Genomic DNA, 23,950 nt, shown 5'->3' with positions numbered 1-23,950 from the left:
ACGGGGGTCATAGAGAGCGCGAGCATCTCTGGGGAGGAAAGCCGCGGTGAAGGATGAGGGTATCATGACGTCGTCGCGTCCTTCGGTCGTGACGCGCCGCGTTCTGGAAGATCTCAGCGCCATCGCCCGTGAGGCGGCCGAGCGCATCATCATGCCGCGCTTTTGCCGCCTGAGCGAGAGCGATATCCGGACCAAGACATCGCCTTCCGACCTCGTGACAGTCGCCGACGTGATGGCGGAGGAATTCATAGCCAACGCGATCAGGCGCCTTCTTCCCGAAGCCTTGATGATTGGTGAGGAGCGATGCAGCGCGCACCCGACGCTTGTCGACGAAGCGGCGCACGTACCGCTTTCGATCACCATTGATCCCATAGACGGTACGGCGAATTATGCGGCAGGTCTGCCGGTGTTTGGCGTCATGATGGCCGTGCTCGACTACGGTATCCCGGTTGCAAGCGTCATTCTCGACCCGATCACCCGATCCGCGGCGCTTGCGCTGAAGGGGGAGGGCGCCTGGACTGAAGATGAAACAGGACAGGTCCAGCCGCTCCATGTCGCGACACCCTTCACGCGGATCGAGGATATCACGGGGAAAATCGCCTGGCGCACCCTGCCGCTGGGCGATACGGCGCTGGCCGATCACAATCTGCGCTCCATGACAGGGCTCTGGGATCTGCGTTGCGCCGCCCATGAATACCGGATGATCGCAGCCGGGCATGGTCATGTGCTTGCCTATAGCCGCACCTGTCTCTGGGATCACTGTCCGGGCTGGCTTCTCCTGCACGAGGCCGGGGGGTATGGTGCGCGTCTTAATGGCCGTGCGTATCATGCGGCGATCCCGGGCCGGGGGCTGCTCTACGCACCCGACCGACAGGGCTGGGACATGGTCCATCGCGCACTGGCACTGGCGGGTTGAGCTGGCTTTCAAGTTGGCGTGTATTCGAAAACCGAATTCTTGTTGCGGCGTTCTGATTACATGAAAAAGGAGAGTTCTCATGGCTAATCAGGATCCAGTTCTTTACGCAGTTTGTGATGCCGAGAAGGCCCGCTTCCTGCGCTATGACGGACAACAGATGCGTACCGTCCAGCGCTTCGGAGCCCATGACAAGGCGACAGACGCAGCGGGAGAGGTGGCCTCGATCAAGGAACCGCGCTCCGATCCCAAGGTCCAGGTGCGTGAACGCTTTGCTCGGCAGATCGCCGAGGAAATCGATGCCGCGCTCTCGGCAAATGCAGCGCTCGAGGGTGTCGTCCTCGCCGCCGCCCCGCACGTGCTGCATGACATTCGCGATCACCTCTCCAAGGCAACCAGCAAAAAGCTGATCAAGAGCGAGAGCAAGGATCTGACGAATATCCCTGATCAGGATCTCCTGTCCCATTTCGACCGCCCGGCAACGGGATGGCCAAAACCCTGAGAACAGTCTCTGGACGGTGCGCCACTCTCCTTCAAGAGAGCAGGCGCATTCTCCAGGCCTGGGCGCGGTGGGTAGATTTTCGATGGCAGCTCGACCCCGGGCATCTGTTTCGCGTGAGCAGCCCTTGGGGCACGATTCCCGGCTCGAGGATTACCGGCCTCTTGGGATTATGACGAAGTCCGGGTCACGTCATACAACAACGAAACGCTCCCATTCGTTTTCAATATCGGTCAGGATTGCGATAGACCCGCCATGGACAGAGGTGGCAATCTTCTGACCGAAACCGATTGTATAAAAACTGCCTTTTGGCTGGAATATCACGCTACCAGATCTCGTTTTTCCTGCGGGCACGAAGTTGATCGCGTCTTCCGCTGCAACCAGCATGAAGCGCTCTCCGAGTATTGTCACGCAAGCTAGAGAATTCTCCCCCGGATAGACTGGCAGCAGGTGTGAAGAGCGTTGGGTCAACGGCTCCACCACAAGGCGTTTTTCATCCGGATCGTAGCACAGGATACGCTCATGACAATCGAGGCAGATTGGTCCTGCGATGTTGTTGGTAGCGAGCACCTGATCGAAGGCTTCGCCTTGTCCTTGGGTTGCGAGATTGATCATGAGCTTGCGTTTGAGCCGCACAGCAAGAGCGTGATCTCCGCGCAATGCAACCTGATAGATGATCCCGGTGACGAATCCGGTATGGGCGAAGATAAACATCCTGTTCTTCATCGCGTCGATCTGGTCGGAAATCAGGGTCAGGGCGACGAGCCTCGCATGGCGCGGTGAGGCCAGGAAAAGCCGATTTCTCAGATTGGCTGGGTTGCGCCGACGCTGAATACTGACCTCGCGCCTGACAAGGGTGGGCTGACCGCTTGCGAGGGCTTTGATGATAGATGAGATGGACTTGGAGCCAGAGAGGCTCTCATAGACGACATGCCCGCTATAGAAAGTGGGCACATGGATGATATCCGGGCTGACGTTACTCAGCAGATGCGTATGATAGGCGTCGACCCTGTCTTTAGGATCTGAAAGAAGAAAGGGGCGTCCTCCGATATCTCCCGGCTTGATGGACATATTGACCATCTTGTCCGTCAGGTATTTTCCGTAATCTTCCGCAATGTCGCATTCATCGGGGTGAATGGAGAATTTTGGCGAGAGTGCCATGACGCAATCGGCGGAGAGCTTTCTGGAAAACTTGAGGGCAGCGTATCCCCCCATGGACTGTCCGAATACCAGACGGACCCTGTCGGGACCGAGTAACTGATCGATGACCCTGATCGCCTCGTCCATCTCGTCGCTGAGAAACCAGTTTGGCTTTTTCGTTGCGAAGCCGATGACATCGAGATCTTTGATGCGGGCGACATTCTTCAGCAAGAAGAAGTCTCTGGCAACAGTCTCGAAGTTTAAGCCGGTGAAAGTAATGATCGTGTAGGCGGAATTTCCTCTGTGATGATGGAGTACAATCTCATTCCCTTCGTATACGATCATTCTCAGCACCCCATTCCGATTTTTGGGCACTAATAATGGTATTATTTTCGGTAAAGAACAATAAAATTGCTACTTTGTGTTGCGTGATTTAGACAATATTTTATTTCTTTCTGATCAGACAAAAGGGAATGCGACGATTCTGTTGTCTTGAGGCGGGTTGGCGATCGCCATAGTATCGGCAGGCTTTGTCCAAATAGAAGCGTTTGTCCCGCCCGGGTGTGTCTTAGGCGGGACTGCAAAAGGTCCTACATCGAGAGCAGAGGCTCGTCGGATTGTTCGGCAATCAGACCGTGGCGGCGGCTATGCAGCCCTTCTACACGGACGTCGATGGATCGCCCCTGCAATTTCCCGACGATCTTTTCGAGAATATCGACCGAAGTGATGTCCCAGAATGTCGCATCGGCCACATTGATTTCGACAGACTTCGCCTTGGTCTGAAAATCGACGGCGTCATAAAGCATGTCAGCTGAGGCGAAGAACACCTGGCCATGCACGGTATAGACATCCTTCTCTTCGGCCTTGTGCGTTTCGACGCGGAGCATGCCCATTGCCCGCCAGGCAAAGAACACACCACTCAGAAGAACGCCGACGGCCACGCCAGCTGCCAGATCATGTGTTGTAACCGTCACGATCACGGTCACGATCATGACGAGGCTCGACAATTTGGGGTGACGCATGACGTCTCGCAGCGATCCCCAGGCAAAGGTGCTAACCGATACCATGATCATGATGGCGACGAGGGCCGCCATAGGCACCTTGGCGACGTAGTTATGCAAAAGCACCATCAGGGCCAGGAGGAACGCACCCGCCGTGAAGGTGGAGAGGCGCCCGCGTCCGCCATAACGCAGATTGCCAACGGTCTGGCCGATCATGCCGCAGCCCGCAATGCCGCCGAACAGGCCCACGGCAATGTTTGAAATGCCCAGACCCGTGCATTCCATGCGTGGTTCGCTATGCGTGTCGGTATGGTCGTCCACCACACCGGCGGTCATGAGAGATTCAAGCAATCCGACAGCGGCCATCGCCAGCGCATAGGGCATGACGATTTCGAGGGTTTCGAGTGTGAATGGTACATGCGGGAAAACGAGCGAGGGCAGGCCATTGGGGAGCGCACCGAGATCGGCCACCGTGTGAACGGGCATGGGATGCCAGATCGTGATCAGGGTCAGCACGACGATACAGATCAGCGGTGAAGGAATGGCCGTGGTCAGGCGCGGCAGCAGATAGATGATGGCGAGACCCAGGGCAATCAGCGCATAGGTATGCCAGGTGACATGCAGCATTTGCGGCACCTGTGCCGAAAAGATCATGATGGCCAGGGCGTTGACGAAGCCCGTCTGCACCTCTTTCGACACGAACCGCATCAGCACATGCAGACGCAGCAATCCGAAGACGATCTGCATCGCCCCCGCGATAAGCGTTGCCAGAAACATGTATTGAATGCCGTGATTATGCACGAGAGCGGCCACAACGAGAGCGACCGATCCGGCGGCTCCGGAGATCATGCCCGGTCTGCCGCCTGTGATGGCGATCGCCACACTGATGACGAAAGAGGCGTAGAGCGAAACGGCCGGAGAAACGCCTGCGATATAGGAAAAGGCAATGACTTCAGGAATGAGCGCGAACGTGCCCACCATGCCAGCCAGCACCTCACGCAGCGGGCTGAAAGCCCACTGTGCGCGATAGGTCGAGAGATTCAAGAGACGACTCCTTCGGGTAAAAAACGATCAGATTTCTTCGTCGTATTCTGGCCCGACGTGGCAATGGCGTCGTAAAGGTAGAAAGAGCCGTAACGGTTCGCAAGGGGGAAGCTGGCGGAGAGTGCTTAATACGGTACCATTTGCAAGGATCACCCGGGTTATCCCCGTCCAGAAAGGGCGTGACAGGCGTGGCGTGCGAAACCGGTCGGGGCTTGCAAAAGAATTTCGACAAAGGGGGCTAGACGCCTGCCCTGCATTTCTTTACATCGGGCATCGCTGTGTGGCGGATGTAGCTCAGTTGGTAGAGCGCCGGTTTGTGGTACCGGTGGTCGCGGGTTCGAGTCCCGTCATTCGCCCCAGCATTTCCCCTAAAATCAGAGTTGAACGACGACCCTGCCATTCGGACAGGATCTCGGGAATGCGTCGGGCGCTGCATGAGACGGCGCAGAGCGCCATCTTTCTTGCAGGCTAAAAGCGTCTACGCAGGGATCTATTGGCGCGCATAAACATCATCGAGGCGGATGATATCGTCTTCGCCCAGATAAGGGCCGGACTGTACCTCGATCAGGGTCAGGGCGATCTTGCCCGGATTGGCCAGACGATGCGTGCAGCCCAGGGGCAGATAGACGCTCTCATTCTCCCGCACGATGATTTCCGCCTCATCACGCGTGACGACGGCGGTCCCCGCCACGACCACCCAGTGCTCGGCGCGATGGAAATGCTTCTGGAGGGACAGGACATGGCCCGGATCGACATGAATACGCTTGACCTGGAAACGGTCTCCACGGATCAGGCTCTCATAAAAACCCCAGGGGCGATACATGCGATTATGGCTGCTGGCTTCGGCGCGCCCGGCCTGTGTCAGGCGGGTGACCATTTTCTTGACGTCCTGCGCCCGATCGCGATGCGATACCATCACGGCGTCTTCGGTGACCACAACGACCAGATTCTCGACGCCCATGACCGCTGTGACGGCAGCGTCCGAGCGCACATAGCAATTGCGCGTGGCATCCAGAAAAACATCACCTGAAATGACGTTGCCCTCTTCATCCTTGGGGCTGATCTCCCAGAGCGCATCCCAGCTGCCGATATCCGACCAGCCAAAGCTGGCAGGAACGACAGCCGCGTGGCGCGTGCGCTCGGCTACGGCATAGTCGATCGAGATATCGGGAGAGAGATTGAACATTTCCGGATCGAGCCGTTCGAAATCGAGGTCTGATTGTCGATGCGCCACGGCCTGGCCAACATGCGTATGGATGTCCGGCTCGAAAGCGGCAATCTCGCGCAGCAAAATATCGGCGCGGGCAACGAACATGCCTGAGTTCCAGGAATAGCGCGCATCCTGCACGAGGGTCGTAGCCCTCTCGAGATCCGGCTTTTCCATGAATCGCGCCACATGAAAAGCACCGGGGACGTCAGGAAGGGCGGCGCCCCGCTCTATATAGCCATACCCCGTTTCCGGCTTGTTCGGCTGGATGCCGAAGGTCGCGATATAGCCCTGCGTCGCTGCTTCGACGGCCGTATCGAGCGTGGCGAAAAGTCCCGCCAGGTCGGTAATCGCGGCATCGGCTGCCATGACCCAGAGAATGGCATCGGGCGTCTGTTCAGCGACCAGAAAGGCGGCCGCCGCGATGGCCGGGGCAGAATTGCGCGCGGAGGGTTCGAGCAGGATACGCGCCTCCTCAATACCCGCTTCACGCAATTGCTCGGCAATGATGAAGCGATGCGCCTCGTTGCACACCACGATTGGCTGTCCAAGTCCTGCGGCCTTGCCGCGTAATGCGGTTTCCTGAAGCAGGGTTCGCTCAGTCAGAAGAGGCCAGAACTGCTTGGGAAAACTGCCGCGCGACACGGGCCAAAGTCGACTGCCCGAACCGCCGGAGAGAATGACCGGGATGATCCGGGGTGAAGCGGGCAGGGCAGCTGAAGACAAGGCGCGATCCAGTATGATGTCCCGGGAGCAGGCAAATCCTTCCCGTCGATCAGGAAGGTTGGGCGATCATAAAGCGATCAGCCCAAAAATCCACGGAACATCCGCTCGGGACCCGCTTCACCCAGAGGAGATCACGTGACACAAAGCCGTGCGCTCAGTCCATCCAGGGGCGCGCATAGGCCACGCCCAGAGCCACAAGCTGCGCCGTGCGGTGCGGCGTATCAGACTCGGCATAGACGCGTAGTTCCGGCGCATTTCCCGAGGGGCGCAAATGCACGATATCCCCCTGCGTGAAGAACACCCGCAAACCATCGGTTTCGTCGCATCCTGCCACCGCGCCGCAAAGCGCAGTGAATGGCGCGAACTGGCCCGTTTCCGATAATTTCTTCTGCAGCGTAGCAATCTCTTGCGTGCTTCGTGCGGTGGGAAGCGGGGCCAATCGGTCACTCATCGTGTAGCGTGCGGGCAGGCTGGCCCCTAGAGCGACCAGATCGTTCTCATGGTCACGAGCCGCGATCAGGGCGCAGAGCATGGGCAATACGGCATCCCGTGTCGGCAAGGGCCGCAATATGCGGGCCTCACGAGAAACCGGCGTCGCCAGCAGAAAACCGCCATTGGCCTCGTATCCAACCGAGGGGCTATGGCCCTGGCCGGCGGCTTCGGTCATGGCGGCCACGACATAGGGCGAGCCGATACGCGTCCGTCGGATCACGGAAGCAAAGCCTGCTTTTTCCAGCGCCGTATTGCTGTTGACTGGCGTGGAAACGGCTTGGGCACCCAGGAAACGGGCGGCTACGATACCCAGAACGTCTCCACGCAGCCACGCGCCCTTCCTATCAGCCAGGAGCGGTCGATCGGAATCTCCATCGGTTGTCAGGATCGCATCATAGAGCCCGGTGGCGGCCCAGTCGCGGGCGAGCGCACAGTCCTCGGCACGAACCGCTTCGGTATCGACGGGTATGAAAACGGCCGATCGTCCAAGCGCGGTGACCTCGGCGCCAAGGGCCTGAAGCAGTGTGACGAGGCAATCGCGGCCCACCGCAGAATGCTGGTACACGCCAAGCCGGAGCCCCCTCAGCGCATGCACGCCGAAGAAGTCGCGATAGCGCGCGATATAATCCGGCAGGACATCGACGGTTCCCGGTGGGGCAAACTCATGCTGGAGCGTCCCTTGGGCATCAAACCAGCCTTCGGGAAGCGTGACGGATTGCCGCCGCATCCCTGTTTCGTCCTCCTTGAGGAATTCTCCCTCAGGCCGGTTGAACTTGATGCCATTGCGATCGGCCGGGATATGGCTGCCGGTGACCATGAGAGAGGGGATGCTGCGCCCATAGGCAAAAAGGCAAAGCGCCGGCGTGGGTACAGTGCCGCAATCAAGTGGCACCCCGCCCGCATGATGGATGGCCGCCGCACAGGCACGCAGGATGCGTGGCGTGCTGGGGCGCAGATCTCCCGCCAGGGCAACCTCATCACCGGGGTGGAATGCACCGAGACTTTGGAGATGCTGAAGATAACCGAGCGTATAGGCGAAACAAACCGCGTCGGTCATGGCGGTGACCAGACCGCGCGCGCCGCTCGTGCCAAAACCGACCCCGGAACGGGACATCCACTCAGCGATCAGCAAGAGACATTCCTTCTATCCGGCGAGGCCTGCACCACGGCTTCCCGTTTCGCGGCCAGAGCGCGACCTCTCTATGGGGTATATCCAGGGCGGCTGAGCGGTGGGAGCCGCTCACACGCGCCCGTAACCAAAGCTGTCACGCGCTCTGGGCGCAAGGCGACAGCATTTCCAGCCGCCCTCTCCCATATCGGGAGTATTGTCGTCGGCAGCCGGGGTCAGGTAGCCATTGGGCAGAAGGACGTAATGGGCGATGTGCAATTCTGGCCCCTTCAGAAACACGTTGCGCCAGATCTTGCCGTCAACCGTGTATTCCTTGAGCGTCCATGTCCCATCCAGCGTATCGGCGCGGTTGAACATCATGTCTTCTGCCCAGAAGGACTGGCGATGCAGGCGATAGCGGCCCGACGTTGCGGTAGGCGCACCATCCAGAACCAGTTCGATCGAGATATTGCCCTGGGGTGTCGGCAGGGGATTGAAACCATACCAGTCGCCAAAGACCGGTCCCGTCGGATCGGTGCACCCGGCAAGGGGGGAGATCAGGGTCAGCGCCAGCAGGGAGCCTGCGAGACGGGTCAGGATTCTGGACGGGCGGGTCATGGGCGTGGTCCGTTGGCAAGGGGCGTCGTATCGGCAGATGCGACAAAAAGACGGGCTAGCCCGTCTTCCAGCGCGATAGGGGTAATGCCCAGCCTCGTTGTCATGGGCGTAACTGGGAAGGCCTTGTCCTCGAGGAGCCGCCTGATCTCGGCGCGTCCGATCGAAGGCAGACCGGGCAGACGGGCCGAAAGAGGCGCGAGGATTTCCAGCACCTTCCCCGATACGGGCAGGAAAACACGTTTGCCCAGCCCGGCCGCCGTGAGAATGGCCTTGATGAAGTCGCGATAGCTTACGGCTCGGGGGCCGGCGATCACGAGGGATTCAGGCCCGGTGATCTGTCCGGAGGTGGCAAGAGCCAGCGCCGCCACGACCGCACGCGTCACATCGTCCTGATAGATGGGCTGAACCAAAGAGCGCCCCCCATTGGGCAGGGGAAGGACTGGCAGCCGCCTCAGCAGGGCGGCCAGGCGCTGCACATTATCCTCGCCTTGCGCGCCATAGATCATGGTGGGGTGCAGGATCATGCCCTTGCGCCCCGATTCGAGCAGGGCTGTCTCCCCTCTCAGCACGCCATTGCCATGGGCATCTGGCCAGCGGGTGAATTTGCGTGTGCTGCCAAGCGCAATCAGACAGGCGGTCTGAGGCGCCGCATCGAGAATGGCGGGTATGAAACGCGCATGGGCCGTCGAGACGATGCGTGTGGCATCGGTCAGAGCCGCCGCAAGCGTGCGCGAATCCTCGAGATCGGCGACGCGCGCGGATGCGCGAAGGTCGTCCGGCAGCTTCGCTGGCGCGCGAATGACAGGGATGATCGTCTCGCCCTCTGCGCTCAGAGCGCGGGCGATCGCCAAACCCGATCGACCGTTTGCCCCGATGAGATGGACCGGTGACGTCATGATCAGTTCAACGTGGAGGAGAGGATGGGCGGGGAAGACCAGGCTTCGCGCATGGCCGGGTCTTTCGCCAGCGGTGTGCTCAAGTTCTTGAGGTTCTCGCCGTTGAGTTTGATTGGCGGATGGAAGGAGAGGGTAAAGCTCCGCCCGGTCGGGGCTTGCAGGAATTCGGGCAGGGCGCTGAGGCCCGGCACTTTCTGCACCAGCAATGCGGCGGGAAGCGCCATCATCTGCTTGAGATCCGAGAGAGACTGGTTTCGTTGCGCGGCGATACGCGTCATGAGCGTGTCCAGATTGCCGCCATCATCGCGATAGGTCAGATCGGTCGAGATCAGGGCGGGCTGATGAGTGGCATCGCTGCTCTCCAGATTATCCATGGCAATCCGGCCCTCGAATGCGAAGGATTTCGGGGTCAGCGCCGCAAAGACGATTGTGCTCAGCCTGGTCGTGGTGTCTGTCGTGATGTTCTGGGTCATCATGTCGATATGGGTGACCGGCGGAAGGAACAGTGCCAGAGGCGATGCCGGGCTGAGGCTGAGCAGGGTTGTACGCGCCTCGCCTCGAGTCTGGATGACGGCCCCCTCCTTCCAGCGCCGCGCTTCACTGGACTCGCTGCTGATCCGGGCACCAAGCAGCGTCAGGGCAACGCCTTTGGTTTCGGCGCGTGCGGGTGTTTCCTGCACATCCTGCAGTGTGGCGAGATGGTCCGGCGAGGGATTGCTCGCGAATTGCTCCCACCAGCCGACATAACGCGCATAGCGTGTGCCGGTCTCGTGCATGTCCCTGATATCGAGCGCTAGAGCTGTGGCGGGTTGATGGATCGCGCGGGAAAGGGCCAGTGCCAGCTTGCTTTTGTTCGAGCAGGAAGCATGGCCTTCATGGAGGCTCCCTGCATTACCGTCGTCATGGCCGTAATTGTCGAGTGAGGCATAGCCGATGTTCAGTGTGCATCCCTGCTCGGAGACCAGAGCGATGTCATGGATCTGGCCATGCCGAAAATGGATTTGGGAGGCGGGTGGAAGCTCGGCCACCTCACGCTTCTCGCGGCTGAAGGGGGGGAGGAGCAGGTTCTTGAGCGTCAACTCGCCAATCGTGCCGCTCACCGGACCGACAATATTTACGCGATCGGCGTGAATGCGAGAAAAGCTCAGCCCGGTGGTCAGATAGCCCGTTGGGTTGTTGATGGTCAGGTGCTGGGCGCTCAGGGTGACGTCGCCGCGTATGAAGCGGGCATTATCGAAACCGGCACCGCGCGCCAGAAAGCGTGGATAGGCCCGGTCGTACTCGAATCTGGCATCTGGGGGCAGATTGGCCCTGAAACTGGCCAGAGCGCGCTGCAGCTCGGCCTTGGACTCGTGGCGTACGCCAATTCCGCCCAGACCGATAACAACAAGGCAGAGTCCTGCGGCGAGCCAGGGTCTTTTCACGTCTGATCATCCTCTTGAAACGGCCTCAATCGACGGTCGCCATGTTAGTCCGGCTTTGCAACAGGGACAATCTCGGGATTTATTTATGCGGTATCATGATACCGATAGACGAAAAATGGCGGAAATCAGCCGTTTTCAGGAGGGCGGCATGAGTCGAAAAAGCTTGACCTAATGCCGGGGGCGTCCCATAAGGCGCCCCCAATACCAACACATGTTGCTGGATCAGTCCGAACCATGAAGACCACACTTTCGTTGAAGCCCGCAGAGGTGACGAAAGGCTGGACCCTGATCGACGCCGAAGGGCTCGTTCTTGGCCGCCTCGCCACCATCATCGCGACCCGCCTGCGCGGCAAGCACAAGCCCCAGTACACCCCGCATGTCGATTGCGGCGACAACATCGTCGTGATCAACGCCGAGAAGATCGTTCTGACCGGCAACAAGGTGGGCCAGAAGCTGTTCCATTACCACACGGGCCATCCCGGTGGCATCAAGGAGCGCACCATCACGCAGCGTCTCGAGGGCAAGAACCCCGGCAGCGTGATCGAGAAGGCAGTCGAGCGTATGATCACGCGCGGCCCGCTGCAGCGCGCCCAGATGAAGCATCTGTATGTCTATGCCGGTGACAAGCACCCGCATGAAGGCCAGCAGCCGGTGAAGCTGGATGTTGCGTCCATGAACCGCAAGAACACCCTCAATGTGATCGAGGCCTGAGAGATATGTCTGAAACTCAAGAGCGCACAGGTACGCTTCAGGACCTCGCCGGCATCGCTCCTGCCACGCAGGCTGCTCCGGTTCACGAAGTCAAGCGCGATGCACAGGGCCGTTCCTATGCAACGGGTCGTCGTAAGGACGCCACGGCACGCGTATGGGTCAAGCCGGGCAAGGGCGATATCATCGTTAATGGCCGTCCGGTCACGACCTATTTCGCTCGTCCGGTTCTGCGTATGCTGATCACGCAGCCCTTCCTGCTGACCGATCGCTACAACCAGTTCGACGTGTATTGCACGGTCAAGGGCGGCGGTCTGTCTGGCCAGGCTGGTGCAGTGCGTCACGGCATCTCGCGCGCCCTGACCCATTATGACCCCGCTCTGCGTGGCATTTTGAAGGTTGCAGGCTTCCTGACCCGCGACAGCCGCGTTGTCGAGCGTAAGAAGTACGGTCGCGCCAAGGCACGTCGTTCCTTCCAGTTCTCCAAGCGCTGATTTCTGGCGGGGCTTTGGCCCCGCTGGCCTCAGGGTTACGAAAAACCCCGCTCTCGCAAGAGGGCGGGGTTTTTTGCATTTCGCAGACGATTCCTTCTGCTTCTTTCTGCGCCTGTTTCATAAAGTTACATGGGAATACACAACGTCACAAAATCGTGAGTATTTCCTCGCATTAGGCCGGGGAATGAACGGATAACCGCCGTGATCGCGCAGATCCGGACTATCCGGGTCATGTATCGAAAATAAGTTCAGGGCTGTGAACCTAATTTCGATTGTTCATCTTTTTCGGCAGATTATAGGACACATCATAAATCTGCGTTAACCGCCACTAATTTTTATTCATTAGTGAAGATTGTGAACTATTTGCCAAATATATAATTCCTTCTTCTCTCGGTGGAGTCGAGGTGTGATCGTTGATGGCCGGTTGATAGTCAGAAAGTGAGAAGTATTCGGGAAACCCCAGGTCTCCCGACTTTATCCCGGATCAACGGACGGAAAGCCGAGCTATGACTACATCGATCAGTGGCGTCTGGAGCGCAGTGTTGGCAAATGGCAAAACTGTCTATCAGAGTAATGGCCAGGTCATAGACGGCCCCGTCAATCTGGTTGGGCAGGCGCCGGAACTGCATGTGTTCAGCGGAGCCGTGGTGACGGGTCTGACATCTCCCATGTCGGCTTGGACAGCCAAATGGGCCAGCGCCTTCATCCAGAGCGGCGGTACGATCGAGAATTCGACCCTGCAGAGCATTGTGGCGGTTGTCAGCTCTGGCGGCGTCCTGGCCAATAATATGCTCGATCATACGGGCGACAAGATCCATAGCGGCGGCACCGCCATCAACAACACCAAGTTCAATGGCGGAGATTTCTACGCCGATCGCTCGGCACGCGTGAATAATCTGACGATCGGCCAGAGTCTCAGCGTTCTCTCCGGCGTGGTCTGGTCGGGTGGCACAGTGCAGTCTGGGGGTATCGTCAGCGCGGTTGCGGGTAGTCTGGTACAGGATGCGCTCGTCTCGCGCGGTGGACAGGTGGCGATCCTCTCAGGAAGCACGGCCCAGAATGTCAGAACACTTGGAACGGGTCTCAATGGTCCCGGTACCGGCATACAGGGCTCGCTCATCCTCAGTGCAGGGGGCACAAGCGTCGATGCGCGTATTGAGGGCGGCTATATGTCCGTCCAGGGCAATGGTGCTGTCTCGCGCGATGCTTACGTCACTTCCAATGGCTGGCAGGATGTCGGTTCGAACAATAACGGGGCAACTGGCGGCGGTGTCGCGTCCTCCACGACGCTGATCAACGGAGGGGCGCAGTTCATCAAGAACGGGCTTGCTGTTGATACGCAGGTCTCTTCGGGCGGGCGTCAGGAGGTTGCAGCAGGCGGTACGGCGCAGGGCGGCACTGTTTTTGCCGGGGGGCAGTTCCAGATCGACGCCGGTGGCACCGGTATCAACAATGCGATCCTCTCCGGCGGTCAGGGAAATGTCTGGGGTATCGCTCAGGCATCAAACGGGGTCGCATCGGGTCTGACCGTGCAGAATGGTGGTTCCGCGGTCGCGTTGTCTGGGGGGCGTCTCAGCGCGGCCACCCTGATGAGTGGCGGGCGCGCTATCGTATCCTCGGCGGGGGTGATGGCTGACTCCGTTCTCTCACGGGGTGGTGTTGCCCGTATCCAGTCCGGTGGTACGGCCACCGGCATCACGGCGTTGGGGAATGGCTGGTGGGGCACGGAAGAGGCGGCCATCCTTATCGGTGCGGGCGGAACATCGCTGAATGCGACACTGTCCGGGGGCTATCAGTCTGTTCAGGGTCAGGGTGCCTATTCCGAGAACACGCTCATCACGGCCAGTGGCTGGCAGGATGTAGGCTGGAATTCGCGAGACAATACCTATGGTGGTGGTGTGGCCTCCGGGTCGACGCTGGTCGGGGGTGGGAAGCAGTTCCTCAGCGGCGGCACCGCCATAAATACGCTGATCTCGAGTGCTGGTACGCAGACCGTGATGGGCACTGGAATCGCATCAGGCTCTCTCATTGTGTCGGGCGGATCGATCGTCGTTCAGGCCGGCGGCACGAGCTTCAACGCCCAGGTCGCTTCCGGTGGCGTCGGCCAGGTCAATCAGGGCGGCACCGCAGTGGCCCTGAATGGTCAGACCTCGGGCATGACAGTTCAGAATGGAGGCTCCGCTCTGGCCCTGAGTGGCGGAACGGTCACCAATTTCACTCTCCTGAGTGGCGCGCGCGGTTTCGTCTCATCTTCAGGTGTCATGGCGAGTTCCGTCCTTTCACGCGGTGCCGTCGCTCGCATCCAGTCGGGGGGTACCGCGTCGCATCTCACCGCCTCCGGTAACGGATGGTGGGGGACGGAAGAGGCGGCCATCCTGGTGGGTTCCGGCGGGACATCGCTCAACGCGACACTCTCCGGGGGCTATCAGTCTGTTCAGGGGCAGGGGGCCTATTCCGAAAATGCTCTCGTTACTGGCAATGGCTGGCAGGATGTAGGCTGGAACTCCCGCGACAATACTTATGGCGGCGGTGTGACCTCTGGCTCCACGCTGGTCAGTGGCGGCAAGCAGTTCATCAGTGGTGGAACGGCGGTGCAGACCGTGGTTTCGGCTGCAGGAACACAAACGATCCTGGCGACGGGTATTGCCTCGAATGCGATCGTTCTCTCCGGGGGGCGTACTCTGGTGACTTCCGGAGGTATCCTGTCGGGTGGGACGATCGGGCAGGGCGGGCTCCTGAGTGCTGCGGCTGGCGGCGTCTATGGTGGGCATATCTCCGCCGCGGGTATCGTTTCCGGCGGCACGGTTCAGTCCACAGGCATGCTCGAGGTCGTTTCCGGGGGAACAACGACAGCGCTGACAGTCGCCTCGGGGGGCTCGTTGCAAATAGATGCCGGGGGGTCGCTCATCGGTCTGGCATCGCTTGCGCCGGGTGCCTCGGCAACACTGGATGGCAATGCCGGAGGCACGGTCAATCTGGGGGGTAACGGCTATACACGGCTGACACTCACCGGAACGACGAGCCCGACATCGATCATCTCCGGGTTCAACGGCGAATCTCCGTCGGCGTCGGATCAGATCATTCTGCGGGATATCCCGAGATCCCAGATCATCGGTGTGGATTTTCCCGATGACGATCATGTCGAGTTTGTGCTTTCGGGTGATCGTCGCCTGAGAATGACTGTCCCGGGCGCGGGAAAGAAGCCTGCACGGTACGACCTGTCGGATGGCCCCGGCAATTCGACCATTTTCGCTGTTTGTTTCCTTGCCGGCACCCTGGTCAGAACCCCCGAGGGAGAGCGCGCCGTCGAAACGATCGCGCCAGGCGACCTTGTCTATGTCTATCACAACGGGTGTCAGGAAGTGCAGCGTGTCACCTGGGTCGGTCAGCGATCGGTCGAGTGCACCGAGAGTGCCCGCTTCGAGCCGACCGATTATCCGGTCCGGGTCTCGGCAGGCGCGTTGGGAGACGGGGTACCCTACAAGGATCTGCTGATCACGCCCGAACACTGCCTGTATCTCGATGGGGCTCTCATACCCGCCAGAATGCTGGTCAATGGCCGCTCGATCACCCATGACACCAGCCTCACCCGCTACAGCTATTACCATATAGAGACACAGACCCATGCCACCGTCATGGCCGATGGCATGCTCAGCGAAACCTATCTGGACACGGGCAACCGCGACGGCCTCGGTTCGGGGCGGGGTGGGATTGCGCCCGGCGCGACCGCAGAAGTGTCGCAGAGCCAGCCGGTGATGGCGGCGCCTCTTGATGTCTCGCGAGCATTCGTCGAGCCGATCTGGAACAGACTGGCGCGCCGCGCCGGAGTGGAGCGCATCGGCCGGTTGACCGGGAAGACGACGCCTCGCCTTCATCTGCGCACGGAAGCGGGGGAGATCCTGCAGGCGGTGAGAGAGAATGATGGCTGCCATGTCTTCCACCTTCCCGAAGGCTGCTCCACGGTACATATCTGCTCGCCTGCCGCGCGTCCGAGCGAGGTCATCGGGCCTTTTGTCGATGATCGGCGCATGCTCGGTGTGCTGATAGGCGCCATGACGCTGTATGCCCCCGACGGTGCGACTGAAATCGACGTGCGTGACTTCCTGTACCACGCCCGTGGCTGGCACGCGGCAGAAGGTCGCGCCCAGCGATGGACGAATGGCTGCGCGGTCCTGCCGCTTGGCCGCCTCTCAGCGGCGGGGCGCCGTGTGCTGGCGATACAGGTGCTCGCGACGGGTCCGGGCGCTTCGAATGAGACGAGCGCCGCGCTGCGTGCCGAATTCAGGTCGCAGGGACTCAGTCCTGTTCTCCCCGGTTCCTGAGCACCTCAGGACACTCCCAAACCTCGTTCCAATCTGGTCAGTCCCTGCAATACCCGGTGCTTAAACTGGGATATTGCAGGGACTTAACCGTATCTGGGCAACTGCATGGAATGTACCGTCAAAATATCGGTACAGAACATTAACAAATTTTTCCTTGGATCGATCCTCATATGAAGCATGATCGCCACCGGATGCAAATGGCGTCAGAAGCCTTACGGAAGGTCGTAGCATATAATGGCGATTTCGATATTGAATCGCATCGAGCAATGAAAAATATGAAACTTCGATACTTCAGGGTTATTGAAGAAATATTCAACGCGCAGTCTCTGGTCGGTGCATCGTCAAAACTCAACCTCACACCGACAGCGGTGTCAAAAGCCTGTCTGGAAGTGGAAAATCTTCTTGGCGTCAAACTGTTCACCCGGTCGAATTCAGGAATGATGCCGACCGAGATCTGTCATTCAATTGTCGAAACCAGTCGTGTCATTCGTTCCGAGCTCGAAAAGCTGACGCATAGGGTGAACCAGTTCAAGGAGATTCGCACAGGCGCGATCAATATCGGATTTCAGGCGCCTGCGCTCGAGAAACGCATCATGCAGGGCGTCTCGAAACTCAAGCAGAGAGACGGGTCTCTCAAGATCAGGATCGTTTATCGCGAGCGCCCATACCTGCTCGAGATGCTCGAGAATGGCGAACTGGATTTCGCGTTCGTCGATTTTTTTCAGCTCAACCAGAACGAGAATCTCAACCTGGAAATCATGCATCGCGATAACTGCTTCGCGGCATCGCGCAATGCGTCTCTTTCTGTGCCGGAACTTCTGAGCGGCTGGGAGGTGAACCGGCAGAATTTATGGATCATGCCGGTCAAGGGCGTTGCCCTGAGGGAACGTTTTGACGCCATTCTTTCAGCGCGCGACCTGCAACCTCCACAAAACATCGTCGAATATAATTCCTCGATCGGTCTCGAGGAGCTTTTTCTATGCACCGATGGGTGGGGCATTCTGCCGTTCTACGCCGTGCCGATCGCCAGAAAACATCAGCATATACGCGCAAGCTACGAGCTTCTGGACGAGATGCGGCTCGAGAGTGGCCTGGCCTGGATGAAAAATCGCCCGCGTTCGCCGCATATCGAGGAGGCAATCCGCATGTTCACCGAGGAGATGCCGGAAGACGCCGAACTCATACTCGCCGATCCATCCCTCAAGCACTGAGCCCCGTCTTGCGTGCTGCGGTTCGACAGGCATCGGAGCAATAACGAACCTGATCCCAGTCCCGTGCCCATTTGCGGCGCCATGAAAAGGGCCTATGGCAGACGGGGCAGATTTTCTCAGGCAGATTGGCCTTGCTTGGTCTGGGGGCCACACGCCCCTTGCCTCGACCCATGATGTCCTGCCCTTTCCAGCGCTCCGTCAAAGAACAGTGCCGTCCGTACCGCGCGTCATACGTATCCGAACTTGGCGTTTCCAACGCCCGGAGCGCCGGATGTTTCATCCTCGCCGCCCGCGGGTTTGTCTCCGTAAGGAACCTCACCACGGCTCACGCGCTTGCCAGATCACGCCCATTCTGATCACGCAAATGCGAGGAAGCGTCCATGCCCTTCATTACCGCCAGCGATGGCACGAAGCTGCATTACCGGGAGGAGGGGCGGGGAAGACCTCTGGTCATGATCCATGGCTGGACATTTTCCGGACGCTTCTTCCATCGCAATATTCCCGTATTGTCGGAAAAGGCCCGGGTAATCGCGCTTGATCTGCGTGGGCATGGCGAGTCAGACAAGCCCGATCATTCCTATCGTATCGCGCGTCTCGCAGCCGATCTGCGCGATCTTCTCCAGGCTCTTGATCTTGATGATGTCACGGTGCTCGGTTGGTCCATCGGCTGTCCGATCATCTGGTCCTATCTGGAGTTGTTCGGCACGGCTCGGCTGCGCGATGCGATTTTCGTGCAACAGACACCGCGACAATATTATTCCTCGGAATGGAAGCATGGTCATGCCGCCTGTTATGATCAGGCTGGGCTTGCGGAGACCATCCAGAAACTGACCCTGGCTCCCAAGGATTTCGACCGGCAGAATCTGGCCGATTGCTGTGCCTCAGAATTATCGGACGAGGAGCAGTCCATGCTCCTCGGTGAGATGGCCAAGAGCCCGGCTCACGCGCGCGCCGCCATGATGGCGGATCATACGGTTCACGACTGGCGCGATCTTCTGCCTCATCTGAACCTGCCCGCCCTGATGATGATTGCCGAGAAAGATGCCGTTCTCGTGCCGGAAGGCCCGAGCTGGGTGGCACAGAACATGCCCGGATGCGGTGAACTGCGCTTTTCCGAGAGTTCGCACATGCTGTTCATCGACGAGACGGAGAAATTCAACCGCGCGGTTCTGGAGTTCATCGCATGATCGAGGGCTTTCCTTTTCGCTTTGGCGTAAACGAGTTTACCACCCAGCCTTGGTCCTTCGAGGAAGATGTCGCTCATTATGCGGCACTTGGGGTGGAGGCGATCGAGATATGCGAGGCCAAACTCGACCCTGAACGCGCTGTCGAGCAAATGGAGGCCGCGCGCGCGTCGGGTCTTGCCGTTAGCGCGGTCCAGCCCCGTATACGTACCTTCTTCGGCAGCAAGATGGCCCCCCAGCCGGAAGCTGTGGAACAACGCGTCGCGGCGTTTGCGGAGAGTCTCAAGAGGCTTGCCCCCCACGCTGAGGGCGCCTCTTTTGTCATGAATACCGGTGCCCCCAGCAATGGTAACATGCAGCGCTGCCTGGATGAAACGGTGCATCACCTGCGCCGCCTCGTCCCCCTTGCCGCCGATCTTGGGGTGAAGATCGCCATCGAGCCATTGAATCCCACCTCGATCAATGTCGAAACGGCGATCTGGACCGTCGATCAGGCGCTCGACCTGCTGGATGCCGTTGGACATGATTCCTGTGGGCTGTGCCTCGATTACTGGAATATTTGGCAACAACCTGATTGTGACGGGGCCATTCGTCGCGCTGGCCACCGCATCTTCGTCGTTCAGGCGAGCGACTGGCGCACGCCGCTCTCCGCTATGGACCGCCTCGTGCCTGGCTCGGGGGCCATCCCCCTTGGCTCTTTGCTGCATGCAACATGGGAGGCTGGCTATCGGGGCGTCTGCACTCTCGAGATCTTCTCCTCAGACGTGCCCGACAGTCTGTACGAGCAGGATCTGGAAAACGTCATTCGCCATTCCTGCCAAGGGCTCGAGCGCGCGTGGAAGGATCACGCGTCTAAAGTCCAGCGGGCAGCGTGAAACTGGCGCGTCGCTCGCTGTAACGATCAACCAGATAGCCAGCGCGGTCGCGGGTCAGGAGGGTGAATTTCAAAAGCTCCTCCATGACATCCACCACGCGATCATAGAGCGGTGAGGGGATCATGCGGTCATCCTCGTCGAATTGCTTATAGGCCATGGGCACGCTGGACTGGTTGGGGATGGTGATCATCCTCATCCAGCGCCCCAGGATGCGCAGGGCATTCACACTGTTGAAGCTCTGTGAGCCACCACAAACCTGCATGACGGCAAGCGTACGCCCCTGTGTCGGACGGATGGAGCCGAGTTCGAGAGGAAGCCAGTCGATCTGATTCTTGAAAATCGCAGTGATCGTGCCGTGACGTTCAGGACTGCACCAGACCTGTCCCTCAGACCAGAGTGACAGGGCACGCAGCTCCTGAACCTTGGGGTGATCCTCGGTTACCGTATCGAGCAGGGGCAGGCCGGTCGGATCGAACACACGTGTTTCTGCTCCCAGAGCGGTCAACACGCGCTCTGCCTCCTGAACCAGCAACCGGCTGAAGGAGCGCGGACGGAGCGAGCCATAGAGCAACAGGATGCGGGGCTTGTGATCCGCGCGCTCTGTCGGCTCAAGTCTGTGCAGATCGACGGGCGGCAGATAATTCGTGTCGAAAAGGGGCGTGTTCTGCATGGAGACGCTTTCCTTGGAGAAGATACGAGGTGTTTGCTCGTTGCCTCACCCTTCCGGCTTCGCGCCCATGCAGCAGGGTCGCAGCCCTGAGAGAAGGGGGGTTGAGAGGTCGGGGCGCCCTGCACAGCATTCGGCAAGCATGAATTGCATGAGGGCTTCGAGTTGGCTCAGGGCTGCCCGATAGGTAATCGCCCGGCCTTGTCGAAGCGATGTCAGAAGACCCGCGCGCTGAAGAATCGACAGATGGGTCGAGATGGTGTTCTGGGGCTGATCCAGCGCCTGCGCAATTTCTCCAGCCCGGAGCCCGTCCGGCTCATACTGTATCAGAAGGCGAAAGATCGCGAGACGCGAGGGCTGAGAAAGGGCTGAAAAGGCGCTAAGCGCGTCTGAACTATCCATATATCGAGAATAACAGATATATCAATCAATTCAAGGCGCGTCTGGCGGATCGTCTCGGGCCGGTACGGGGGCAGGGCAAACGCGCCTCCCCCCGGGAGCCTTTCAGAAGAGAACGGTTCTGACGATATGCTCGGCGAGTTCACGGGGCTTCTCCAGTTGCGGCATATGGCCGCATCCGGAAAAGAGCGTAAGCGCCGCCCGATCTGGGAGCGATTCTGCTCTGAGCATGGGCAGGATTTCGTCCTCTTCCCCCCAGAATACCGACACAGGCCCTGGGAATGCGGCCATAATCGGCAGAAGAGAGATTTTCTGCCGGTCGCCGTCGAAGCTCGCCGCAGCGATGGTTCTCAGGCAGTCGAGTGCGTGGTCGAGGCGCTTGAAACGGATCATCTCCTCGACCATCTGGCGCGAGATCAGGCCCTTGTCATGCACCAGAAGTGAGAGGATCGGCTCGAGTGTCTTGCGCCTGTCAGCTGTCAGGATGCCCTCGATGAAGGACCCGTTGAGAGTCTCTCCCAGCCCGGCCGGGGCGACCAGTGTGAGGCTGGCCACGCGGTCCGGAGCCAGGGCGGAAAGTTGAAGGGCAATCGCGCCACCGAGCGAATGCCCGACGAGATGGGCCTTTTCGAGGGAGAGGGCGTTCATCAACTCCACCAGGGGGAGGGCCAGTGTGTCAGTCGCGCCATCGTCCACGCGCTTGCTGGAGCCGCCATGACCCGGCAGATCAACGGCAATCACCCGCGTGTGCTCCGCCAGAGCGGGTTGAATGAGCATCCAGTTTTCCAGAGACCCGGCGAAACCATGAATAAGAAGGATCGGCAGGTGATCTCCTGCGGTAAGGCCGCTTTCCTGTATCCGCAGGGTGAGCGCACCAAGCGTTAACATGCGATCGCCGGAAGCAGGAATGCTCTGCGCTTTCTCTTCGTCATTGCCTTCTTCGGCCTCGAAACCGGCAATGAATTGGTCAATCTCGGAATCAGAGACTGTCGGGTCGGCAAGGATGCCAATGAGCGCGCCCACTGCACGCATCTCTCCTTCCGGTGAGAGCTGCCGACGCAGAACGCCCGAGGCGGGACTCTCATAGACATTGGTGATCTTGGTGGTCTCGATTTCCGCCAGATCCTGCCCGGCCGTGATGGTGTCGCCTGGCGCGGCGAGCCAACCAACGACGCTGCCTTCTGTCATGGCGAGACCGAATTTCGGCATGGTGATGGGGATGATAGACCCGCTCATGGCTCAGGCCTCCTGCACGGCGCGGTAATCCATGACCGAGCGCACTGCAGCGGCGATCTTCTCGGCATCGGGCATGTAGAGCTTCTCAAGCGCCGAGGAAAACGGCACGGGCGTATGGGGCGGGGTGACACGGCGTATCGGCGCCTTGAGCGTATCGAACCCTTCCTCCGCCACCAGTGCGGCGATATCCGTGGCCATGTTGCAGCGCGGGCTCGACTCATCCACGATTACGAGGCGCCCCGTTTCGGCCACGCAGTCGAGGATGGTGCCTGTATCGAGAGGTGAGGTGGTGCGCGGGTCGAGTACGGTGCAGGAGATGCCCTGTTTCTCGAGCTTGTCGGCGGCCTGATTGGCAAAGCCGACCATCCTGCCGAAAGCCACAATGGTCACGTCATCGCCCTCACGTGTCAGATTCGCCTCGCCAAAGGGGATCGTATAGGGCTCGTCCGGCACCTCTTCCTCCTCGTCATACATCAGCTTGTTCTCGAGGAAGATCACCGGGTCATCGTCCCGGATCGCCTCGATCAGAAGCCCCTTGGCCTCATAGGGCGATGAGGGAATGACGACCTTGAGACCGGGGATATGCGTGAAGAGCGGATAGAGCGCCTGGCTGTGCTGGGCCGCTGCCGAGAGTCCCGCGCCGTACATGGCGCGTATCACCAGCGGTGTGCGTGCCTTGCCGCCGAACATGTAGCGGAATTTCGCTGCCTGATTCATAATCTGATCGAGACAGCAGCCTACGAAATCGACAAACATCAGCTCGGCAACGGGCCGCAAGCCTGTGGCGGCAGCCCCCGCCGCAGCGCCGATATAGGAGGCTTCGGTGATTGGAGTGTCGAGCACACGATCCGGACCGAATTCGGTGTAGAGCCCCTTGGTGACGCCAAGTACGCCGCCCCAGGCGTCATCGACCCCTGAACTGCCGCCCTTGCCGCCCGCAACATCCTCCCCCATCAGGATCACGCGCTCATCGCGCCGCATCTCCTGACGCAGTGCCTCATTGATGGCCTGTCTGAAGCTTTTTCTGGACATGATAATTCTCCCTCCCTGGCGTGATGTGGCTCAGTAGGTGACGTAGACATTCTCATGCAGGTCGGCTGCCTGCGGCACGGGATCGGACTTGGCCTTGCTGACTGCCCGATCGATCTCCTCGCGTACGGCGCTATCGATCGCATCGAAAGCCGAGGCCTCGATCGTGCTGACGGTGCTCACCTGCTCGCGAAAATTTCTGAGGCAGTCTTTTTCGGCGCGCAGGCGCGTTACGTCTTCGCTGCGCCGATAACTCGCGGCGTCCCCCTCGAAATGCCCGTACCAGCGGGCGAGATGGACATGCATCATCACAGGCCCCTTACCGGAGCGGGCATGCGCGATCGCCTCTTCCGCAGCCTGGTGTACAGCGAAGAAATCAGAGCCGTCGCATTCGATATAGGGCATGCCGAAGCCTTCAGCGCGTGCGCGTTGGGACCCTGCGCAGGCATAGGAAGACGCTGTCGCCTCGCCATAGCAGTTATCTTCCAGCACAAACACCGCTGGTAGTGACCAGACTGTGGCGAGGTTCAGGCTTTCCAGCGTCGTGCCTTCATTGGAAGCACCATCACCATAAAAGGCGACTGCAACTCCTCCATCCTTCAGCAGCTTGTGTGACAGGGCAGCGCCACAGATCAGTGGCGGGCCGCCGCCGACAATCCCATTGGCACCCAGCATGCCCAGGGACAGATCAGCGATATGCATCGAGCCGCCCTTGCCCTCGCAGACGCCGGTTTTCTTGCCGTAGATTTCGGCCATC

21 protein-coding genes and 1 tRNA gene are annotated in these 23,950 nt (G+C 59.6%); 9 read left to right on the top strand and 13 right to left on the bottom strand.

What is annotated here, in order from left to right; genetic code table 11:
• Positions 1 to 64: 64 nt before the first annotated feature.
• Positions 65 to 916, top strand: a complete 852-nt coding sequence (locus tag C0V97_RS10905) for an inositol monophosphatase (protein ID WP_127102622.1) — start codon at positions 65 to 67, stop codon at positions 914 to 916.
• A 79-nt stretch (positions 917 to 995) separates the two neighbouring features.
• Entirely contained in the window at positions 996 to 1,415 is a 420-nt protein-coding gene (locus C0V97_RS10900; RefSeq protein WP_127102621.1) for a host attachment protein, read from the top strand.
• Positions 1,416 to 1,604: 189 nt separating this feature from the next.
• On the opposite strand, the gene C0V97_RS10895 is transcribed toward C0V97_RS10900, so the two are convergent.
• Both C0V97_RS10895 and C0V97_RS10890 read right to left on the bottom strand, forming a co-directional pair.
• Entirely contained in the window at positions 1,605 to 2,783 is a 1,179-nt protein-coding gene (locus tag C0V97_RS10895) for a hypothetical protein (protein WP_127102620.1), read from the bottom strand.
• A 359-nt stretch (positions 2,784 to 3,142) separates the two neighbouring features.
• Positions 3,143 to 4,597, bottom strand: a complete 1,455-nt coding sequence (locus C0V97_RS10890) for a SulP family inorganic anion transporter (protein ID WP_127102619.1) — start codon at positions 4,595 to 4,597, stop codon at positions 3,143 to 3,145.
• 283 nt (positions 4,598 to 4,880) lie between these two features.
• Between C0V97_RS10890 and C0V97_RS10885 the strand changes: the two genes are divergently transcribed.
• Positions 4,881 to 4,956, top strand: a tRNA-His gene (locus C0V97_RS10885).
• Positions 4,957 to 5,087: 131 nt separating this feature from the next.
• Here the strand turns inward: C0V97_RS10885 and C0V97_RS10880 are convergent.
• The 5 genes from C0V97_RS10880 to C0V97_RS10860 all read right to left on the bottom strand — a co-directional run bounded on the left by C0V97_RS10880 (position 5,088) and on the right by C0V97_RS10860 (position 11,068).
• Positions 5,088 to 6,530 carry a mannose-1-phosphate guanylyltransferase/mannose-6-phosphate isomerase gene (locus C0V97_RS10880; protein WP_127102618.1) on the bottom strand — a complete coding sequence of 481 codons (1,443 nt, stop codon included), beginning with the start codon at positions 6,528 to 6,530 and terminating at the stop codon, positions 5,088 to 5,090.
• Between the two features lie 154 nt (positions 6,531 to 6,684).
• Positions 6,685 to 8,136, bottom strand: a complete 1,452-nt coding sequence (locus C0V97_RS10875; protein ID WP_127102675.1) for a phosphomannomutase — start codon at positions 8,134 to 8,136, stop codon at positions 6,685 to 6,687.
• Positions 8,137 to 8,262: 126 nt separating this feature from the next.
• The gene (locus C0V97_RS10870) at positions 8,263 to 8,748 is read right to left on the bottom strand and encodes a hypothetical protein (RefSeq protein WP_233582110.1); all 486 of its coding nucleotides are present in this window, start codon (positions 8,746 to 8,748) and stop codon (positions 8,263 to 8,265) included.
• Positions 8,745 to 9,644 carry an SDR family oxidoreductase gene (locus C0V97_RS10865; protein ID WP_127102617.1) on the bottom strand — a complete coding sequence of 300 codons (900 nt, stop codon included), beginning with the start codon at positions 9,642 to 9,644 and terminating at the stop codon, positions 8,745 to 8,747. Before C0V97_RS10865 ends, C0V97_RS10870 begins: the two co-directional genes overlap by 4 nt.
• Before the next feature lie 2 nt (positions 9,645 to 9,646).
• Positions 9,647 to 11,068 (bottom strand): hypothetical protein, encoded by a 1,422-nt coding sequence (locus C0V97_RS10860; RefSeq protein WP_127102616.1) that lies wholly within the window; start codon positions 11,066 to 11,068, stop codon positions 9,647 to 9,649.
• Between the two features lie 234 nt (positions 11,069 to 11,302).
• On the opposite strand from C0V97_RS10860, the gene rplM reads away from it, so the two are divergent.
• From rplM to C0V97_RS10840, 4 genes are all read left to right on the top strand, one after another.
• Positions 11,303 to 11,779, top strand: a complete 477-nt coding sequence (gene rplM, locus C0V97_RS10855; protein ID WP_023977905.1) for a 50S ribosomal protein L13 — start codon at positions 11,303 to 11,305, stop codon at positions 11,777 to 11,779.
• A 5-nt stretch (positions 11,780 to 11,784) separates the two neighbouring features.
• The gene (gene rpsI / locus C0V97_RS10850; protein WP_023977906.1) at positions 11,785 to 12,270 is read left to right on the top strand and encodes a 30S ribosomal protein S9; all 486 of its coding nucleotides are present in this window, start codon (positions 11,785 to 11,787) and stop codon (positions 12,268 to 12,270) included.
• Positions 12,271 to 12,776: 506 nt separating this feature from the next.
• Positions 12,777 to 16,592, top strand: a complete 3,816-nt coding sequence (locus C0V97_RS10845; protein ID WP_127102615.1) for a Hint domain-containing protein — start codon at positions 12,777 to 12,779, stop codon at positions 16,590 to 16,592.
• Between the two features lie 275 nt (positions 16,593 to 16,867).
• A complete protein-coding gene (locus C0V97_RS10840; protein WP_158625403.1) occupies positions 16,868 to 17,803 on the top strand; it encodes a LysR family transcriptional regulator in 936 nt (311 codons plus the stop codon).
• Here C0V97_RS10840 and C0V97_RS10835 read toward each other — a convergent pair.
• Positions 17,793 to 17,975 (bottom strand): DUF2256 domain-containing protein, encoded by a 183-nt coding sequence (locus C0V97_RS10835; RefSeq protein ID WP_127102613.1) that lies wholly within the window; start codon positions 17,973 to 17,975, stop codon positions 17,793 to 17,795. The two genes, C0V97_RS10840 and C0V97_RS10835, sit on opposite strands and share 11 nt — an antisense overlap.
• A 208-nt stretch (positions 17,976 to 18,183) precedes the next feature.
• Here C0V97_RS10835 and C0V97_RS10830 point away from each other — a divergent pair, with 208 nt between their 5' ends.
• Together C0V97_RS10830 and C0V97_RS10825 are read left to right on the top strand one after the other, a co-directional pair.
• Positions 18,184 to 18,990, top strand: coding sequence for an alpha/beta fold hydrolase (locus C0V97_RS10830; RefSeq protein WP_127102612.1), 807 nt, complete (start codon positions 18,184 to 18,186; stop codon positions 18,988 to 18,990).
• The gene (locus tag C0V97_RS10825) at positions 18,987 to 19,862 is read left to right on the top strand and encodes a sugar phosphate isomerase/epimerase (protein WP_127102611.1); all 876 of its coding nucleotides are present in this window, start codon (positions 18,987 to 18,989) and stop codon (positions 19,860 to 19,862) included. Before C0V97_RS10830 ends, C0V97_RS10825 begins: the two co-directional genes overlap by 4 nt.
• Here the strand turns inward: C0V97_RS10825 and arsH are convergent.
• The 5 genes from arsH to C0V97_RS10800 all read right to left on the bottom strand — a co-directional run.
• Positions 19,840 to 20,532 (bottom strand): arsenical resistance protein ArsH, encoded by a 693-nt coding sequence (gene arsH / locus C0V97_RS10820; protein ID WP_127102610.1) that lies wholly within the window; start codon positions 20,530 to 20,532, stop codon positions 19,840 to 19,842. The genes C0V97_RS10825 and arsH overlap by 23 nt on opposite strands.
• A gap of 45 nt (positions 20,533 to 20,577) precedes the next feature.
• A complete protein-coding gene (locus C0V97_RS10815; protein WP_127102609.1) occupies positions 20,578 to 20,931 on the bottom strand; it encodes a helix-turn-helix transcriptional regulator in 354 nt (117 codons plus the stop codon).
• 102 nt (positions 20,932 to 21,033) lie between these two features.
• A complete protein-coding gene (locus tag C0V97_RS10810) occupies positions 21,034 to 22,164 on the bottom strand; it encodes an acetoin dehydrogenase dihydrolipoyllysine-residue acetyltransferase subunit (RefSeq protein ID WP_127102608.1) in 1,131 nt (376 codons plus the stop codon).
• Positions 22,165 to 22,167: 3 nt separating this feature from the next.
• Positions 22,168 to 23,196, bottom strand: coding sequence for an alpha-ketoacid dehydrogenase subunit beta (locus C0V97_RS10805; protein WP_127102607.1), 1,029 nt, complete (start codon positions 23,194 to 23,196; stop codon positions 22,168 to 22,170).
• A gap of 30 nt (positions 23,197 to 23,226) precedes the next feature.
• On the bottom strand, positions 23,227 to 23,950 hold a 724-nt coding region (locus C0V97_RS10800; RefSeq protein WP_148114935.1), incomplete at its 5' end, for a thiamine pyrophosphate-dependent dehydrogenase E1 component subunit alpha.

Source organism: Asaia sp. W19 (assembly GCF_003994335.1).
Taxonomy (GTDB): domain Bacteria; phylum Pseudomonadota; class Alphaproteobacteria; order Acetobacterales; family Acetobacteraceae; genus Asaia.
Note: the sequence above shows the minus strand (reverse complement) of the source record. Positions and strands in the feature narration are given on the sequence as shown.